The organism is Pseudoalteromonas sp. P1-30, assembly GCF_001400005.1.
GTDB lineage: Bacteria > Pseudomonadota > Gammaproteobacteria > Enterobacterales > Alteromonadaceae > Pseudoalteromonas > Pseudoalteromonas atlantica.
In genome coordinates this window covers 13,886-32,130 of record NZ_LKBC01000009.1, presented here as the reverse complement: position 1 = coordinate 32,130, position 18,245 = coordinate 13,886, and the positions used below count along the sequence as shown (strand labels likewise).

The 18,245-nt window shown below is 42.5% G+C and carries 18 protein-coding genes; 7 read left to right on the top strand and 11 right to left on the bottom strand.

From position 1 onward, the window contains the following. The first annotated feature begins 93 nt into the window (after nucleotides 1-93). The 3 genes from AN395_RS13605 (at nucleotide 94) to AN395_RS13595 (ending at nucleotide 2,849) form a co-directional block, all read left to right on the top strand. Complete coding sequence (locus AN395_RS13605) at nucleotides 94-753, top strand: endonuclease (protein WP_054983317.1); 660 nt, start codon at nucleotides 94-96, stop codon at nucleotides 751-753. Nucleotides 754-861: 108 nt separating this feature from the next. Continuing rightward, a complete protein-coding gene (locus AN395_RS13600) occupies nucleotides 862-2,481 on the top strand; it encodes a S41 family peptidase (RefSeq protein ID WP_054983316.1) in 1,620 nt (539 codons plus the stop codon). Beyond that, a complete protein-coding gene (locus AN395_RS13595) occupies nucleotides 2,481-2,849 on the top strand; it encodes a hypothetical protein (RefSeq protein WP_004589374.1) in 369 nt (122 codons plus the stop codon). The genes AN395_RS13600 and AN395_RS13595 overlap by 1 nt, the downstream gene beginning before the upstream one ends. A 61-nt stretch (nucleotides 2,850-2,910) precedes the next feature. On the opposite strand, the gene hmpA is transcribed toward AN395_RS13595, so the two are convergent. The 3 genes from hmpA to AN395_RS13580 are packed head-to-tail and all read right to left on the bottom strand — an operon-like array spanning nucleotide 2,911 to nucleotide 5,614. Continuing rightward, the gene (gene hmpA, locus AN395_RS13590; RefSeq protein ID WP_054983315.1) at nucleotides 2,911-4,092 is read right to left on the bottom strand and encodes an NO-inducible flavohemoprotein; all 1,182 of its coding nucleotides are present in this window, start codon (nucleotides 4,090-4,092) and stop codon (nucleotides 2,911-2,913) included. A 20-nt stretch (nucleotides 4,093-4,112) separates the two neighbouring features. Further along, the gene (locus AN395_RS13585; protein WP_054983314.1) at nucleotides 4,113-5,345 is read right to left on the bottom strand and encodes an NnrS family protein; all 1,233 of its coding nucleotides are present in this window, start codon (nucleotides 5,343-5,345) and stop codon (nucleotides 4,113-4,115) included. Next, a complete protein-coding gene (locus tag AN395_RS13580; RefSeq protein WP_054983355.1) occupies nucleotides 5,345-5,614 on the bottom strand; it encodes a hypothetical protein in 270 nt (89 codons plus the stop codon). The genes AN395_RS13585 and AN395_RS13580 overlap by 1 nt, the downstream gene beginning before the upstream one ends. A gap of 160 nt (nucleotides 5,615-5,774) precedes the next feature. Between AN395_RS13580 and norR the strand changes: the two genes are divergently transcribed. Continuing rightward, nucleotides 5,775-7,331 (top strand): nitric oxide reductase transcriptional regulator NorR, encoded by a 1,557-nt coding sequence (gene norR / locus AN395_RS13575; RefSeq protein WP_054983313.1) that lies wholly within the window; start codon nucleotides 5,775-5,777, stop codon nucleotides 7,329-7,331. Here norR and AN395_RS13570 read toward each other — a convergent pair. Beyond that, complete coding sequence (locus AN395_RS13570; protein ID WP_004589379.1) at nucleotides 7,324-8,223, bottom strand: LysR family transcriptional regulator; 900 nt, start codon at nucleotides 8,221-8,223, stop codon at nucleotides 7,324-7,326. The two genes, norR and AN395_RS13570, sit on opposite strands and share 8 nt — an antisense overlap. 117 nt (nucleotides 8,224-8,340) lie before the next feature. Between AN395_RS13570 and AN395_RS13565 the strand changes: the two genes are divergently transcribed. After that, nucleotides 8,341-8,907, top strand: a complete 567-nt coding sequence (locus AN395_RS13565; RefSeq protein WP_029773331.1) for an NADPH-dependent FMN reductase — start codon at nucleotides 8,341-8,343, stop codon at nucleotides 8,905-8,907. Between the two features lie 3 nt (nucleotides 8,908-8,910). On the opposite strand, the gene AN395_RS13560 is transcribed toward AN395_RS13565, so the two are convergent. Beyond that, nucleotides 8,911-9,354 (bottom strand): TerB family tellurite resistance protein, encoded by a 444-nt coding sequence (locus AN395_RS13560; RefSeq protein WP_024033928.1) that lies wholly within the window; start codon nucleotides 9,352-9,354, stop codon nucleotides 8,911-8,913. A 98-nt stretch (nucleotides 9,355-9,452) separates the two neighbouring features. Here AN395_RS13560 and AN395_RS13555 point away from each other — a divergent pair, with 98 nt between their 5' ends. Further along, complete coding sequence (locus AN395_RS13555) at nucleotides 9,453-9,827, top strand: hypothetical protein (protein ID WP_054983312.1); 375 nt, start codon at nucleotides 9,453-9,455, stop codon at nucleotides 9,825-9,827. Nucleotide 9,828: 1 nt separating this feature from the next. On the opposite strand, the gene AN395_RS13550 is transcribed toward AN395_RS13555, so the two are convergent. Together AN395_RS13550 and AN395_RS13545 are read right to left on the bottom strand one after the other, a co-directional pair. After that, entirely contained in the window at nucleotides 9,829-10,422 is a 594-nt protein-coding gene (locus AN395_RS13550) for a hypothetical protein (protein WP_054983311.1), read from the bottom strand. A 43-nt stretch (nucleotides 10,423-10,465) separates the two neighbouring features. Beyond that, nucleotides 10,466-11,452 (bottom strand): hypothetical protein, encoded by a 987-nt coding sequence (locus AN395_RS13545; RefSeq protein ID WP_054983310.1) that lies wholly within the window; start codon nucleotides 11,450-11,452, stop codon nucleotides 10,466-10,468. Nucleotides 11,453-11,793: 341 nt separating this feature from the next. Here AN395_RS13545 and AN395_RS13540 point away from each other — a divergent pair, with 341 nt between their 5' ends. Next, a complete protein-coding gene (locus tag AN395_RS13540) occupies nucleotides 11,794-13,305 on the top strand; it encodes a DUF3360 family protein (RefSeq protein ID WP_054983309.1) in 1,512 nt (503 codons plus the stop codon). Between the two features lie 83 nt (nucleotides 13,306-13,388). Here the strand turns inward: AN395_RS13540 and leuD are convergent, their stop codons facing one another. Genes leuD through leuA form a run of 4 tightly spaced genes read right to left on the bottom strand, consistent with a single transcriptional unit; the run spans nucleotide 13,389 to nucleotide 18,070 of the window. Continuing rightward, entirely contained in the window at nucleotides 13,389-13,988 is a 600-nt protein-coding gene (leuD, locus tag AN395_RS13535; RefSeq protein ID WP_004589386.1) for a 3-isopropylmalate dehydratase small subunit, read from the bottom strand. After that, nucleotides 13,988-15,388, bottom strand: a complete 1,401-nt coding sequence (gene leuC, locus AN395_RS13530) for a 3-isopropylmalate dehydratase large subunit (RefSeq protein ID WP_024033932.1) — start codon at nucleotides 15,386-15,388, stop codon at nucleotides 13,988-13,990. The genes leuD and leuC overlap by 1 nt, the downstream gene beginning before the upstream one ends. A 55-nt stretch (nucleotides 15,389-15,443) precedes the next feature. Then, nucleotides 15,444-16,520, bottom strand: a complete 1,077-nt coding sequence (leuB, locus tag AN395_RS13525; RefSeq protein ID WP_004589388.1) for a 3-isopropylmalate dehydrogenase — start codon at nucleotides 16,518-16,520, stop codon at nucleotides 15,444-15,446. After that, nucleotides 16,517-18,070 carry a 2-isopropylmalate synthase gene (gene leuA / locus AN395_RS13520; RefSeq protein ID WP_004589389.1) on the bottom strand — a complete coding sequence of 518 codons (1,554 nt, stop codon included), beginning with the start codon at nucleotides 18,068-18,070 and terminating at the stop codon, nucleotides 16,517-16,519. The genes leuB and leuA overlap by 4 nt, the downstream gene beginning before the upstream one ends. Nucleotides 18,071-18,245 lie beyond the last annotated feature (175 nt).

Sequence of the window (18,245 nt, the reverse complement as noted above, 5' to 3'; positions counted from 1 at the left end):
GAGTGTACTAAGCATTGCGGATTAAAATTTGTTCAGGCTTTATCTTTTAGCAGCAAAACTTTAGACTAGCGCCTCCTGTAGTTCACGTATGTGATGGATATGCTTAAATTTATTTTGGCCTTTGTGGCTTGTTGTATTTGTTTTTCTGCATCGAGTGAAGAATTTACCCGTTTTTCAACGGCTAAAAGGCACTTAATTAAAACCCTACCCGAAAACGCCAAAAGCCTTTACTGCGGCTGCGACATTAAAAAACAAGGTAAAAAGCTAATCCCCGACCCTAGCAACTGTGGTTATATTCCACGTAATACGTTAACTTCCTCTGGCAAGGTTAATGTACGTGCACTGCGTATAGAGTGGGAGCATATAGTGCCGGCGTGGGAATTTGGTCACCAGCTACAATGCTGGCAAAACGGTGGTCGTAAAAACTGTCGCAAGGTCAGTGCTAAATTTAGAAAAATGGAAGCCGATATAAACAATTTAGCCCCCGCAATTGGCGAAATTAACGCAGATCGCTCTAACTATCGCTTTGGTATGCTTAGCGAAAACGCTACCCAATATGGCCGCTGCCAAGTAAAGGTTAATTTTAAACAACGCGTTGTAGAGCCTCCTTTTTATGCCCGTAAGCGCATTGCCGACACCTACGCCTATATGCAAAAAACATACGGCTTAAAAATATCAGCTAAACAACAAAAACTATTTGATGCCTGGCAAAAACAAGCATTTGCAGATAAAAACAGCGCAAGTAAGCTGTAGCACACCTAAGTGTATACACTCATTTACATAATTTAGGGCCTAATACGTTGAATAAATGAGCGGGTGTTGTAGTATTTTAAACAACTTATTTACAAAAAGTAGTTTTGTATGTTTAAAAATAATAAAGCAACACTCGCTATTATTGCTGCACTTTCAAGCCTAACGCTTGTGGGCTGTGGCGGTGGTAGCAGCATGAATGAAACGCCCGACCCAGTCGTCACACCTCCTGCAAACACAGCCCCGACATGGACGGCAGGTGTATTTGAGCCATCGGAGGAGTTAAAAAACTTTTGCGAAAACCCACGCACAGGTAACGATCCGTTTAATAATAATGAGCCCTACCCTGACCAAGCCGGTTCGGCCCTTTACGAAAAGCTTTGGCTTCGCTCGTGGAGCGACGAAACCTACCTTTGGTATGATGAAATAGCCGATAACGACCCTGAAAACTTTGCTACAGTGGCCGATTATTTTGCCCAACTAAAAACCGAAGAACTAACCGACTCTGGTGCTAAAAAAGATAATTTTCATTTTTCAGAGCCTTCTGAGGACTACTTTCAAGAAGCGCAATCAGGTGTAACCTCAGGCTATGGTATAAATTGGGCATTTATTGGCGACCCAGCTGATAGAATTTTACGTGTTGCCTACCTAGAAGACGACTCACCAGCAAGCCAAATTGGTTTTCAACGTGGCGATACCGTACTTGAAGTTGATGGCGTAAGCATTAATACCAGCACACAAGCAGGCGTAGATACCTTAAACGAAGGATTATTTAGCCCCACTAATGGCGACTCGCACACCATCGTTGTGCGCAGTAACAATGGCGCTGAAAAAACCTTTAACGTAACTGCCGGCAACATAGAGCAAACACCGGTTCAAAACGTAAAAACCATTACCACTGCAAATGGCACTAGCGTAGGGTACATGCAGTTTAATAGCCATATAGGTATTGCCCAAGAAGGGTTAATTGCTGCCGTTAATAAATTTAAAACCGATAACGTAGAAGAGCTTGTTATCGACTTTAGATATAACGGAGGCGGTTTATTAGCGCTTTCTTCGCAGCTGGCTTACATGGTGGCGGGCAGCGCCAACATTCAAAACCGTATTTATTACCAAACTCAGCAAAACGATAAACAACCGGTAGAGTCGCCTTTTCCGTTTATAGATGAAGAAATTGATTACTCAACTTTTTTTAGCACTGGCGAAAGCCTCCCCGATTTAAACCTATCTAAGGTATATGTGCTTAGTACATCGGGTACGTGTTCAGCCTCAGAAGCCTTTATTAATGGCTTAAAAGGCATTGACGCCGAGGTGGTGCTCATTGGCGACACAACCTGCGGTAAACCATACGGTTTTACCCCAACACATAACTGTGGCACCACCTATTACACCATTCAATTTAGCGGTATTAACAGTAAAGGGTTTGGTGAATATGCAGCAGGCTTTACGCCAACGCCTACACCACAGTTTGATGCTGATGTAAAAGGCTGTGTAGTCAGTGACGACTTTGATAATCAATTAGGCGATCCAAACGAAGGGATACTCTCTACTGCGCTTTATCATATTGATAATAACGGCACGTGCCCTGTTAGCACTGCCTCTGCGAGTATTAAAACGCAAGTACAAAGCGCTGCTGGCGATAGCAAGCAGCTATTACCTTTAAACGCACCTAATAACGTTAACCGTGGCAATATGGATTTAACATGGCCTACGTTAAATAAGGATAAGTAATGGCTAAACTACTGGCAATATTAACCTTATTATTTATTGGAGGCTGTAACAGTATGAGTAATGCCACTGCTAAGCCTGCACTACTAACCGAGGTAAACCCAGGCGTTATAGCCACGCTCCAGCAAGCGATTATAAAAGCAAAGGGCGGCACACTAGTTACACTGGCCGACACCGTTTTTACTAAACGCAGCGAGCTATTATTAAGCCATGGAAATAGTAAAGACTCAAATGGTATGCCCATAATGGGCGCGCATAATATCAAGCCAGAAAAGTTTGTTTTACAAATAATCGGCAAGCAGTGCGTGCTTTATTATCCTAAAAAAGATATGTCTATTGAGCTTAAAAACGTAAGCTGTAAAGCACAATAAAATACCTTTAAAAAAGGCACAGAGCATTTATGCTATGTGCCTTTATCGTTTTTCACTTGGTTTATAAGTCTTGATGCGGACCAAACACTTCGTAATGAATATGCTCGTTTTTAACACCGAGTGCCAGTAATTGGCTTTTCACAAACGCCATAAACCCAGCGGGGCCACATAAGTAAAAATCGCCATTTGTAAGAGGTAACTGTGTTTTTATGGCAGCTAAGTCCATTAACCCTGTAAAATCAGCCCTATCACTACTTTGATTAAACCACGTAATAGTTTGCAAGCTGTTATAAGCCGCACTTAATTCATTTAAATAGTGTGCAAATGAGTGCTGCTGCGTATTTTCGCACGCATGTAAATACATAATATTTTGCTTAGGGTTATCGCTTAATAGCGTTTCGAGCATCGCAAGCATTGGGGTTTGCCCTACACCTGCTGAAATAAGTACCGCTGGGTTTTTACTATTTCGTAAAAAGAAATCACCTGCAGGCGGGTACAGTTCAACTATGTCACCTTGAGCTAGTGAGTGTAAATAATTAGACACCATGCCAGGCTTTGGCTGTAGCTCTTTTTTAACGCTAATACGGTAGTTTTTACCATTGGCTTTTTGTGAAATAGAATACTGGCGAATTTCTTCATATTCAGCGCCCGCTGGTTTAACTTTAACCCCTAAATATTGGCCAGGTTTATGGGTAATCACCGCTTTGCCATCGATAGGCGTTAGTGTAAAACTTGTGACGAGTGCTGATTCAACCTGTTTGTTGGTTATTTCAAATTGGCGCGTGCCCGCCCAACCACCGCGTGTATTTTTACTGTGCTCATATAAAGCCACTTCTTCGGTAATACAAATATCAGCAAGCAGTGCATATGCTTCACGCCAAGCGTATTCTACATCCGGCGTAAACTGCTCTGGTATTAGCTCTTTTAAGGTGCCAATTAAGTGATCACCAACAATGGGGTAGTGCTCTGGTAAAATATTTAAACTGGTGTGTTTATGGTTAATGCGCGCTAATGCCTCTTTTAACACCGCTAAGTTATCAATGTTTTGGGCGTATGCAGCTAATGCGTTAAACAAAGCAAATTGCTGGCGCCCAGTGTTTTGGTTAGTCATATTAAAAATATTTTTGAGCTCTGGGTTATGGCTAAATAGTCGCTTATAAAAATGATCGGTCACAACCGTGCCGGCTTGCGCTAATAACGGAACAGTGCTTTTAACAATCTCAATGGTTTTATCAGATAACATAATGTAGTCCTGTAGGTAAACTAACCACGGCGCCCATCAACACGACGCCGCGTTAATATAGGTGTGCAGTAAATTAAAAATAACAAAAAAGCCACTAACCACAGCAAGGCGCTGATCTGCCAAGCAAAGTGTGGCGCAATAATTAAAGGGAGTATGGAGCGAGTAATAGCTGCCACCAGCACAAGCGCAAAAGCAACAGATATATATTTAGGTGTATTAAGCGTACGCCCTGTATGCCCTAGCGATACACGGGTCATCATGGCTAAAATCATCATCCCTATTGTGCCGATAGTGATAAGGTGGAGCGCATCTTTGAAAGGTATTACGCTTGTGTAAAAGCTAAATTCAATCATCATTAAGCCAACACCTAAAGCAGAATAAGAAAAATGCAAAGACCATAATAAAGGCACTTTTAGCACGTTTGCATGCCACCAAAGTTTTGCTCGAATTAAGTGAAGCACAGCCACTATTGCAACAATGAATGCAGGGCTAATTGAGCTTAAAAATAATTTACTGATAAAAAATAAAGTAATTGCCAAAATTGATAAATACAGCAGTGCTTTATCAATTTTAGGAGTGCGTACTTGCTCGCTAAGCGCTAGGCCTTTAGCAGTAAAAAAAGGAATAACCCGCCCTGCTACAATGCCGACCAGTAAACTGACAACCAGTACCGCAGTGTCAACCACAGCTAATGCAAGCTGCATGTTGTTATTTAAAACAAGGAGTAAATAAAGAGTATTAAGGGCGCACAACACGCTTAAAATAACTAAAAACGGGTAATTATTTTTACTGCGTGCTGTTAATAGCATATTAGCCAGTGCCGTAATTGCCCCAAGCCACCATGCTAGCTGTAGCAAAGTAACAAGCCATAAATTAGCATTAGCAAAATCAGGCAGCTTTATAAAAAATGCTAAACGAGCACTTATCCATACAAAAGTAAGTAGCATAAGTGCTTTGCCACTTATACTTTCAACGCCCGTCCAATTTTGTGCCGCCGTAAGTAAAAAACCGACGGCTACCACTCCTGCAAAGCCAAATAGCATTTCGTGCGCGTGCCAAAGTGTGGCTGGCATGGTTAAGTGCCAACTAGCATAGCCCGTTAAAATAAGTAACCAATACCCTATCGATAAAAATGCCAGCAAACCGCCTGCTAAAAAGTAGGGTCTAAATGCAAGCATCCATAACGGCCATTTTGTTACGTGATGAATAGCTATGTGCGCTGGCATTGGCTCTGTTAAATTTAGTGGGCGCATTAGCGTACTTCCTGCCCTAAACCATGTTGCGCAACACAACGCAGCACATAACTAACTTTTAAAATAGCTGCCACTACAATCGTACTAATATGCGCTGATATTTGTACCTGCATCGAAAAGTGCTCTGCGTACGGGTAACTAATTAAAATGCTCACAACCATACAAATAGCGCTAAGCCCTAATACTGCATTAGCAGTAAATAATAGCGATTTAAAAAATGCGCCTAACTCAACCTGGTTGTTTACATTATTTAGTGTAAGTGTGTTCATAACTACCTCAGTAACCATTAACGTTACTTAGCTATTACACATAGCGTGCCAATAAAATAAAACATTAATATTCAGCAAGTTAAATATAAACACTTTACAAATTGAGTCTCTATGACACACTCTAATTTAAATAATAAAAACACAAATAGGTCATTTTGACATGAACCCACAATTCAACCTTACCCAAGTGGCTTTAGAGCTTGCCCAAAGCACGCTGCACGAGCACAGCTTTGATCAATTATTGGCAACGGTTGAACGTGTAATACCTAGCGATGCCAGTGCGTTACTTGTTGTGCAGGGCGAGCAACTTAAGCCCTTAGCCATCAAAGGTCTGATGCCCGATAGCCTTGGTAGGCGCTTTAAAATAGCAGAGCACCCTCGATTAGCGGCCATTTGTAGTGCAAACCACGCATTACAGTTTGCACACGACTGCCCCCTGCCCGACCCATACGACGGCCTGCTGCTGGCCAAAACGGGCGATATTCCTGTGCATGCCTGCTTAGGTTTACCCCTTTACGATAAAAGCACTTTGCTAGGCGTGCTTACATTCGATAGCTTAAACGCAAATGCCTTTTGCAGTATTAGCGCAGATACGCTCAGCACATTACAAACGCTGTGTAGTGCACATTTTAAAACGGCTCTGGAGCTTGCCCACTACAAACACCATGCACAGCATTCAAACGCCCTTGTGCAAGAGTTAACGCGTGATGCGCTTACTCGCGATGGCGGCGAAATTATTGGCCAAAGCCCTGTAATGCAAACGCTTAAAAATGAAATAAAACTCGTAGCGGCCTCTAATTTTAGTGTATTGGTGTTAGGAGAAACGGGCGTAGGAAAAGAGCTAGTAGCGCGTAATATTCACTTAAATTCTGCCCGAAAAGATCAACCGCTGATTCACTTAAATTGTGCTTCACTCCCCGAAAACCTTGCAGAGAGTGAGTTTTTTGGCCACGCCAAAGGCTCATTTACTGGCGCACAAAATGCCCGCCAAGGTAAGTTTCAGCTAGCTGATGGTGGCACGTTATTTTTAGACGAAATTGGTGAGCTACCATTGGCTATGCAAAGCAAATTATTGCGGGTGTTGCAAAGTGGTGAAATACAAACAGTGGGAGAAGACACGCCAAAATATGTGGATGTAAGGGTAATAGCAGCCACTAATCGTGATTTAAAACATGAGGTAGCACAAGGTCGCTTTAGAGCCGATTTATATCACCGGCTAAGTGTTTACCCTATTACCGTGCCGCCACTTAATAAACGCGAGCACGACATAACTTTACTGGCTGGTTATTTTATTGAACAAACTGCCCGTAAATTAGGTATTAAACAATTAAAGCTAAGCACTGAAGCGCAAGTATTGCTCAACCAATACAGTTGGCCTGGTAATGTACGCGAGCTTGAGCATGTTATTAGCCGCAGCGCATTAAAAGCTAAACAAAGCCAGTGGCAAAACCCAATAATAACAATTACAAGCGAGCACTGCGATTTAGCCCAACAACCAAACAACACCGCGCACGTTAGCACGCCAATTACCGCCCACATTGCTCATCATCAGCCATTAAAGCAGGCCGTTGAATCTTTGCAATTTACAGTTATAACCGAGCAACTAAAGCAGCATAATTATAACTGGGCAGCAACTGCAAGAGTGCTGGAACTCGACAGAGCAAACCTTGTACGCCTTGCTAAGCGTTTAGGTATTGAGGTTAAAAAAACTATTTAACGTGTGGCATGTTACTAAAGTAGGTTTTTAATAACGCAGCAAAGGCTTGCACTTTGGCCGTGCGGTGTACTAAATGGTGAGTAACCAACCAAGAGTCAAACTCCCAATGTAATTTGTCGTGCAATATAGGCACTACGTCGGGGTTATTTTCTATCGCGCTTTGGTGCAACCCCCCTATGCCTAAGCCTTTAATAACCGCGCGCGCCGCTTCTGAGGTTTCTGATACTCTTAATTTAATTTGCGACTGAGGAATAAACTCATCAACCCAGCTAAAGTACGGTACCCGCGCATTAAACCCCGCAATACCCGATATAAAATTATGCTGCTTTAAGTCATCTAAGGTTTTTGGCATGCCGTGTTTAGCAATATAACGTTTGTGGGCATAGAGGCCGGCCGATAGCTTAGCTAAGTGCTGCGCTATATAGTCGCCTTCATCAGGTTTAGGGCCTACACGTATTGCTATATGAGCTTGTCCGTGGTCAAGCCTTAGGCGCTTTTGCTCTAAAATCACTTCTAGCTGCACTTGCGGGTGCAATGTTTGAAACTGCTCACACACGTTGCTTAGCATATCCATAAAACCACTTACGGTAGTCAGTAACAAGCTCCCTCTGAGCTCACTATCGGCTGCGGCAATGGCATTATGTAAACCTTCGAGTGAGTTATCTATTGCTTGTGCGGTTTCAAATAATTTTGCCCCGCTTTCGGTTACTTTATATCCGCGCGCATGGCGATGAAATAACCGTACATTTAAGTTTTTCTCTAAGTTATTTATGCGTCTCAACACTGTGCTATGGTGCACACTTAATGCCTCTGCTGCTGCGGTCAAAGTACCTAGCCTTGCCACTTCAAAGGCAACTTTTACGTCTTGCCAGTCGTCAAATTTTATTGCCACGCTACCCGCCTTCTACTTATGTGCATATACGCACATAAGTGTTGCGTTTATTCGGGTTTTCTACAAGCAAAAATTTGCTACATTAGTGTCATACCCAACTAATAAAAGGTCTTAATCATGTCAGCACCAAAAATTATCGCGCTCGCGGGTAGCCTGCGTAAAGATAGCTTTAACCAAAAACTCATTAACGAAGCAGCTCGTTTTGCTCTGCAAACCGGTGCTGAAGTGGAAGTAATTACACTCGCCGAGTTAAATTTGCCATTATTTAGCGAAGACATTGAAGCGCAAGGCACACCTACCGATGCACAACTATTAAAAGATAAACTGCGTAATGCTGATGGTATTTTACTAGCAAGCCCAGAGTACAACGGCTCAATTACTGCTGCACTTAAAAATGCAATTGATTGGGCATCGCGAACTGAGCAAGGCGCAGTACCCGCATTTCGCAACAAAGTAGTGGCGTTATTTGCTACATCACCAGGTGGTTTAGGTGGTTTGCGCGGCTTAAACCATGTACGCGATATTTTAAGCGGGATTGGCTCGTTAGTACTTGCCGATCAGCTCGCTATCCCATCTGCATTTACTGTATTTGACGAAGATGGAAAAATTAGCGACCCAACCACTGCAGAAAAAGTGAGCGTATTAACGCAGCAGCTCGTTTCTGTTGCTAGTAAATTAAGCTAATTTTTACGATTGTGTCGCTGCTAATTTAGCAGCGATAAAATCGGTGTGCGCTACATATAAAAGCCCAGCCACTTTGCGTATTACATACTCTTCTTGAGGATCTATCTCTCCATCGGCATACGCCAATCGCCATAATAGCTCAATTATTTCAATGCGCTGCGCCGCACTGCAGTGATCGTTAATCTGCTTAGAAAATTGAAAGTAATCAATAGCCCCATCTAAGCTACCAGCGGCATTGTTGGTGAGCTCATCAACTTCCGATTCTGTTAAATTAAAGTATTTTTTTAAGGTTACAGTCAGGGTGTGTTGTTCATTATGGTCGAGCTTAGAATCAGCACGCATTACTTCAATAAGCAGCGCAGCAACCGCTGTTTTTAGATCATGCTGCTCTATGCTTGGCTGTTGCTCGTCAAAAGCGGCAAACAGTTGTTTTATTTGTTTGAACATCACATATTCTCTTTTTGGGTGTTAAACTTAACTTAAATACATCGCACTTAATGCTTTATTAATGGGTATTAAGTTCGCAAATTAAAGGATACATTTTTATGAAAGGCTTATACACACCGCATTTAGTTGTTGGCGCTGCATTGCTAGCCTTTTCTGGTATAGGGAGCGCCTTTGCAGAAGTGGGCGAAAAAGAAAAGTCATACGACTTTGATAACAAAGTACATTACTACCAAACCAAAATTGGTGAAGACAACTATAAAATAGAAATACAATCAGACGATTACAAACACTTTGCTAATCAAAGTATGTTTTTACTGCGCCACGCAGACAGATTATGCCGCGGCAGAACCTTTATGTTAAAAGTGCTTGAAGGCGTGCAAGAGTACGAACGTTTTCCTATCAAACCACGCGCTTATCAACCACCATTAAACGTTTTACTACAATGTGACGCACCCGAGAAAAAAGAAAAATAGTTTATTTTTCGTAGCCCCACGGCGCTGCTGGTGGAGTAATTGGTTTAGTTAAATCAAAGTCCACCTTAAACTCGCGCCCTTGGCGAATTAACCGATACGTAAATACTTCAGGATAAATATACATTTGCCATGTATTACCTGCCGACTGTGCAATACCTTGTGCTACAAATAACTCTTTAGAGTATTGATCGGCCGGGAAAGACTGCATTTGTGCAAAACCCGCATCAAGGGTATGACCGCCATACATAGTTGAAGCATCGTCGCTGCCATTTTCATGGCGATGATCATGCTTTAAGCTCAAACCACTGCCCGTTTTAGTAATGATCCATGTACGCGATGCATCATCTCCCACATGAAATGGTACTTGTAGCTCGCTATCTGTGCATTTACGAACATGCATAATTAGTTTTTTATTCTCGAATGAGCTTGGGCCTTTTGCGTTATCTACGCTTACTTTGCCCTCAAACGCTTTACCACAATGCGCAGCTATATTATTAAAAAACGCATCGTGTGTAGGTATAGATACTAAAGGCGCAGGACGCGCGATAGCCGCTGATGAGGCAAGTAATAACGTTGCTGCCGTTAATAATTTCATAAAGTACTCTTATAATAGTTTTTTAATACCATAGCGGTTTAAGTTAATAATGGGAAATAGCTGCGACAAGTGGCTTTTCTGCTCTGTTTTTCATTAATGTTAAAAGTGAATAATGGAAGTCTTGAAAAATCACCTCACCCCATATTCGCGAATAAACACCAAAATTTGTATTATCTTGCACAGTCGTTTTTAAAGTTAAAATCGTATTGCCGCTTTTATCTTCACTTAACGCATACCCACCATACAGAGGTGAAAAGTATTCGCCGCCTAGTTTTACGTGTTTATCGAGTGCATCATCGGGAATAGCATCAGGGTCTATCTCAAATCTATAAAGCATCTGTTTATTTGGCTGCCAATCCGTAATCACTTCTTTAAATGTAACTCCTTTTTGCCATTTACTGGTTCTAACAGCCCCAACCCCCGTAGCATTCATATTTGCCTCTAAAGGTTTAGGTACACCTATTAATTGGGTAAGCGAAAATGGCAATTCTTGTGGCTCTATGGTGCTTACATTAGCAAGCTGCTGCCACACACGGTTTATAGGCGCTTCAATAACTATAGAGTTGGTGACTTCATACGTTTTTGATAAGTGTAAATAATTTACCTCAATAGGTGAGAGCAATACAGGAAGCAAAACTATTGAAAGTAAAGGCCTGTTAGCGTTTTTTGTTTGACGGTTTTTAATAAAGCCTGCCATTAAGCCACCCATACTTGCAAAGAGCATAAAGGCAGGCAAAGCCATTGCCACACAAATACTGCCTTCAAGCAGTGTAATAACGCTTACAAGTAAAAAAACAAAAATTGGCTGCCAAGCAATTGTCACCATTTGCCTTTTAGTTAATGTATTTGAACTTTTAAATTCAAAATGAATACGAATATAGCCAATTGCAACGGGCACTAAAAACATAAATGAAATAGATACAAGGCTACTTAAATTATAAGTATCAAGCAGCTCCACAAACAGCCGCATAAATATGCCGTAAAGCGTACCAAGTAAAATACCAATTGATTTAGGAGATTGAATTTGCATTGAATTTCTTATTATTTGAGTAACCGTTGAACCTAGCAGATGCGCTATTTCAGTTCAATTAAAATACATAAACCACTACTTAGACTAAAGGATAACAGCCTTGTTTTTGCAATGTTTCACCAAATTAGAACACATAAAAAAACAAATCAACATACTGATTTTAAACAAAATATACTTTACATTTAAGAATGCCAACACAATGATTTAGCATAAAATAAAGCCATACACGACCTTTTGCCTATACATTCCTGAGTAAAAGCTGATCTACTCTGCTTGTTCACTATTCATTTGCTTTAACAAAAGCCGTATTAATAAATAAGCAACGAGTAACAGGAGGGACTATGTCAGTAACCCCAAAGGGTAACGAGCCAGGAAAAACAAGCGCATCCCACGTAGATGATGCCAACAGCTATCAAAATAAGCATAAAGCTAGTTCAGAGTTTAATACCCGCGACGAATACCTAGAGCACGAGCTGCAAATTATGCAGCCTAAGCGCTGGCGGCCTAATTTACCATTTAGAGACTACCGCTTTGAATTTGAAGACACAATTCCTGCCATGGCGGGCACCATTGGTAAAGTCGTTATGGTGGGTGCTATTGCCGCTACTTTTGCAGCGCCACTGGGTTTAAGCGATGCGTTTGTGTTAGAAAACGTACGCTATGAATTACTGATTGTTTCTATTTTTATTATTTTGTTTTCAGGCTTTATTTTACCCACCGCTAACTTAGCGGGTACTCATGGGCCACTTATTCCTCTTATTCCTATTGTGGTTGCCGCTGGCGGCCACCCTATGGCATTTGGCTTACTGATTGGTGCCTTTGGCTTTATTTTAGCCATAACCAAAGGAGGGAGCTTGCTGGCACGCTTAACCAGTAAAGGCGTGTGCGGGGGCTTACTTATATATTTAGGCTTTATTGGCACAATTTCGCAGGTTAAAAAGCTGTTTGCATGGGCTGAGGCCATTGATATGGCGCACATTGCATTTATTGTTATTTTGGCGACCATTTTATTGTATGCGTTACTTGAGCACTTTAAAAAGCGCTGGTTGGCTGTGCCGCTTAGCTGCCTTATTGGCGGTGTGGTTGCATTTGCACTCGGTGCGCCGTTTGAATTTAATACTGCGCCGGGCTTACCAAATATGAACCCAGCTTATTGGTGGGGCGAAAACACAGGCTGGATGCTTGGCTTACCTACGCTTGAAAGCTTTGTGGTTGTGCTGCCGTTTGCGGTATTGGCTGTGGCTATGTGGTCACCGGATTTTTTAGGGCATCAAGTATTTCAAAAAATTAGTTACCCGCAACGCACTGAAAAAGTTCAAATGAACATAGACGACACCATGCTAAGCGCATCGGTTAGACAAACCTTTGGCTCGCTGGCCGGTGGTGCTAACTTTACCTCATCGTGGGGGACTTACATTGTCCCTGCCGCTATTGCTAAACGCCCTATCCCGGCGGGCGCCATTTTAACAGCCGTATTTTGTATTATTGCGGGTTTATGGGGCTACCCAATGGATTTAGCCATTTGGCAACCTGTGCTGTGTGTTGCGCTTATTGTAGGTGTGTTTATTCCGCTGCTTGAGGCGGGTATGGAAATGACACGCGAAGGTAAGACAACGCAATCGGCCGCTATTGTTGTATTTGCGTCAAGCTTGGTTAACCCTGCTTTTGGTTGGTCACTGACTATGCTGCTTGATAACTTAGGCTTAATTGGCTGTAAAGAGCGCAGTGCTAATTTAACTAAAATGAGCCGTTGGGTTATTCCGCTAATTATGTTTGTTATTTTAACTACCGTTATGGCTATTGTTGGTATGCTGCCAGGCATACCTGCGCTAATGACAGATTTTAGACATTAATAATTTGAAGAGTTAAACATAAAAAAAGCGCGGCTTATATACTCAGCCGCGCTTTGTTTTCATATGTAATTAATTGCTTTTCGTTACTGCCAAGGGCGCTCAGCAGCAAGTTGTTTTTCAAACGCATCAATTTGTGGATTTAGCGTTTCGGTCACACCAATAAAATCTAAGCCACTTAATAAACGCTCTTTTACGTCTTTACGAATATCAAAACTAATTGGCGCAAACTTATCGCTTGTTAGTGTTTGGTTTTCAAGATCGATTTGAATGTTTATATCGTCGTGTTGCTCGCTAAGTACAAACAATTGCTCAAGCGTATCAGCGGGTAGCGCAATGGCTAGCATTTGGTTGTTGCCACAGTTATTAAAGAAAATATCAGCAAAGCTTTCCGCTAAAATTACTTCAAAACCATATTGCTTAAGCGCCCATGGTGCATGCTCGCGTGATGAGCCACAACCAAAGTTGTCGCGCGTTAATAATATTTGCGCGCCTTGGTAGCATGGGCGGTTTAAAATAAAATCAGGATTTGGTTCGCCGTTTTCTAGGTAACGCCAATCGTAAAACAGTGCTGCATCAAAGCCATCACGGCTAGTTGATGTTAAAAACTGCTTAGGAATAATTTGGTCTGTATCTACATTGTTTTTATCAAGTGGGGCCATTAAGCCACTAAAAAATACGCTCATTAGGCTTCTCCTCTTATATCAACAAAGTGACCATGTATTGCAGCAGCCGCTGCCATTGCAGGGCTTACTAAGTGCGTACGCCCGCCACGGCCTTGGCGGCCTTCAAAGTTACGGTTAGACGTAGATGCACAGCGTTTGCCCGCTTCTAAGCGGTCGTCGTTCATTGCTAAACACATTGAACAGCCCGGCTCGCGCCACTCAAAACCTGCCGCTTTAAAAATATCGGCTAAGCCTTCGTCTTCGGCTTGCTTTTTAACAAGGCCAGAGCCCGGTACAATAAGTGCTTCAATGCCTGCGACTACTTGCTTGCCTTCAACAATTTTTGCCGCGGCACGTAAATCTTCGATACGACTATTTGTACATGATCCAATAAAGACTGTATCTACTTTCGCGCTTGATAATTTATCGCCGGCTTTTAAGTCCATGTATCTAAGTGCGCTGCGTATAGCATCAGCTTTAATTAAATCTGGTTCTTGGTCAGGATCTGGTATGCATTCATCAACGCCAATTACTTGCTCTGGGCTTGTGCCCCACGTAATTTGCGGCTGAATGTCGTCAGCTTCAAGCTCAACACTCAAGTCAAACTCTGCGCCTTCATCTGATTTTAAGGTTTCCCAGTATTCAACTGCAGCGTCAAAGTCAGCGCCTTTAGGTGCAAATGGGCGACCTTTTAAGTAATCATACGTGATTTGATCTGGTGCTATTAAACCTGCTTTTGCACCCATTTCAATACTCATGTTACATAGCGTCATACGGGCTTCCATTGAAAGTGCTTCAATGCCTTCACCACAAAATTCAGCAACATAACCTGTACCGCCAGCTGTACCTAACTTACCAATAACCGCCATAATTAAATCTTTAGAGGTTACAGTTGGGCGAAGCACACCGTTAATTTGAATTTTTAACGATTTTGCCTTTTTTTGCTGTAGCGTTTGCGTTGCTAATACGTGCTCAACCTCAGAAGTACCAATACCGTGCGCTAATGCGCCAAACGCGCCATGCGTAGAAGTATGGCTATCACCACATACAATGGTAGTGCCAGGCAAGGTAATACCTTGTTCAGGCCCCATTACATGCACTATGCCTTGGTTAATTGAGTTTAAATCGTAAAGTACAATGCCAAACTCTTTACAGTTAGCATCAAGTGCCATTAACTGGTTTTTAGATACTTCGCTTGCGGCATCAAGTGATCGGCTTTTAGTCGATACGTTATGATCCATTGTTGCAAAGGTTTTTTCTGGGCAACGTACCGTACGGTTTTTTTCACGTAGGCCTGCAAAAGCCTGTGGTGATGTCACCTCGTGTACTAAATGACGGTCAATATAAAGTAAATCAGTTTGCTCGTTTATGCTGGCAACGGTATGTGCTTGCCAAATTTTGTCGTATAACGTTTGGGCCACTTGCTAATTCCCTACTTTGTTAAGTCGCAGCATAACGGTGCTGCGGCTTTAATAATTAAATACGTGAAACGATGGCAGCTGCCACATCGCTTGTGCTGTATCCACCTTGTGGGTAGATATCTGGCGTGCCAACGCCTGCTTCTACGGCTTCGGCTACGGCTTTTTCAATGGTGCGCGCAGCTTCGTCTTGCCCTAATGAGTAACGTAGCATAAGTGCAGCACTTAAAATTTGTGCAATCGGGTTTGCAACGCCTTTGCCTGCAATATCTGGTGCTGAGCCACCGGCTGGTTCGTATAAACCAAAGCCCGATTGATTCAAGCTGGCCGATGGTAATAAGCCCATTGAGCCTGTGATCATTGCACACTCATCTGACAAAATATCACCAAATAAGTTATCGCAAAGTAGCACGTCAAACTGGCTAGGCTGTTTAACTAATTGCATAGCTGCGTTATCTACGTATATGTAATCTAGGCTTACTTCTGGGTAGTCTTTGCTTACTTCAGTAACTACTTCACGCCATAATACGCTTGATGCAAGCACGTTTGCTTTATCAACCGACGTTACATGGTTACTACGTAATTTTGCTGCTTCAAAGGCAAAACGGGCAATGCGTTCAATTTCTTTACGCGAGTAAGTTTGTGTATCAAATGCAGCTTCTTCAGCGCCTTCGCCGCTTCGGCCTTTTTCACCAAAGTAAATGCCGCCTGTAAGCTCGCGTACACATAAAATATCAAAGCCTTTTTCGCTAATATCTGCACGTAATGGCGATGCTGCGCTAAGCGCTGGTAAAAGTTGTGCTGGGCGTAAGTTACAAAACAAACCAAAGTGCTTACGAAGCGGTAAAAGCGATGCACGCTCAGGTTGCTCGTTAGGGGGTAGGTTTTCCCATTTTGGGCCACCTACTGAGCCAAATAAAATGGCATCGGCGTTTTCACACGCACTTAGCGTTTTTGGTGGTAATGCTTCACCAAATTCGTCAATAGCTGCGCCACCAATAGCATGATGCTGACGGTTCAGGGTAAAACCAAACTTATTGCTTACAGCATCAAGTACTTGCTCTGCTGCTGCCATTACTTCTGGGCCAATACCGTCGCCTGCTAATACGGCAACGCTGTAGTTTGTTTTACTCATCCTGCTTTCCTTTGTTGTTTTAAATCAGACACTTTTTGTGCACGATAAATTAAGTTGTAAACACGGATCATGGCGCGTACCGACGCCTCTACCACATCCGCAGCAATACCCGCACCGTGATAAGGGCGACCATCGTATTTAGCAATAATGTTTACTTGACCAAGCGAACTTGCGCCTTGACCAGTGGCTTCTAAATTGTATTCAATCATTTCAACGCTCATACCAGTTAAGCGCTCAATAGCCGCAAATGAGGCTTCAACAGGGCCATTACCTGTAGCCGCTTCTTGTTTTGCTTCGCCATCAATTAACATTCCAATGGTAGAGCTGGCTACCGACTGTGAGTTAGACGCTGAGTTTACAAACTCTAATTGGTATTTTTCGTCTTTGTCGTTAATTTGATTAAAGTAAATCATGGCTTCAAGGTCGTAATCGTATACGGTGCCTTTTTGATCAGCTAACGCTAAAAAGCTTTCGTATAAGCTGTCCATATCGTAGTCAGCTTTTTGATAACCTAACTCTTCTAAGCGGTGCTCAATAACATGACGACCCGAACGCGAGGTCATATTTAACTGGTTATTTGGCACACCGACGCTTTCTGGCGACATAATCTCATAAGTATTTTGCGCTTTTAATACGCCATCTTGGTGAATGCCCGAGCTATGTGCAAAGGCGTTTTCGCCCACAATAGCTTTATTTGGCTGTACCGGCATATTGCATATTTTTGCCACTTGGCGAGATGCACGATAAATTTCTTCGCTTTTAATATCGGTGTGAACGTTTAAGTGGTCTTTGCGCATTTTCATGATCATCGCCACTTCTTCAAGCGAGCAGTTACCCGCACGCTCACCTATACCATTTATTGTACATTCAATTTGGCGAGCACCGGCTTGTACCGCGGCTACCGAGTTAGCTACAGCTAAACCTAAATCGTTATGACAATGTACACTTAAACGCGCTTTATCTATATTCGGCACGTTATTCATTAAATGGCGGATCATTGCGGCGTATTCGTCTGGCGTTACAAAGCCAACGGTATCAGGTAAATTAATAGTAGAGGCACCGGCGTTAATTGCCTGCTCAACAATTTTACATAAATCCCAGTGCGGCGTACGCCCTGCATCTTCACACGAAAACTCAACATCATCAGTGTAGTTACGCGCTAATTTAATTGATTTAACCGCCATGGCCGTTGCATCGTCTAGGCTCATACGTAATTTGTGTTCAAGGTGCAAAGGGCTTGTGGCAATAAAAGTATGAATACGACTTTGCTGTGCTGTGCGAAGTGCCTCACCACAGGCTTCAATGTCTTTTGCTACTGAACGTGCTAAACCACAAATAATTGGGCCTTTAACTTCGGTTGCAATACGTTGTACCGAGCGAAAATCAGCGGGGCTCGAAACCGGAAAACCCACTTCCATCACATCCACGTTCAAGCGGCTAATAGTATGCGCTAGCTGAATTTTATCGTCTTCTGTAAGGCTTGCTTTAAGTGCCTGCTCGCCATCACGTAAGGTGGTATCAAAAATCCATACTTTATCTTTGTCTTGCATAACTGCCCCTCATTCCTCTGTTACCCAAATTTCAATTTATCCCAGCCGCGAGATAATAAAAAACCCCGCAATTGCGGGGTTTTTAGTGTTTAACTCGATGCAAACACACTAATCCCCGCTCACTGACCATAGCAGTAAGAGGTTAAGTTTTAGTGTAATTAAACGAATATTTTGC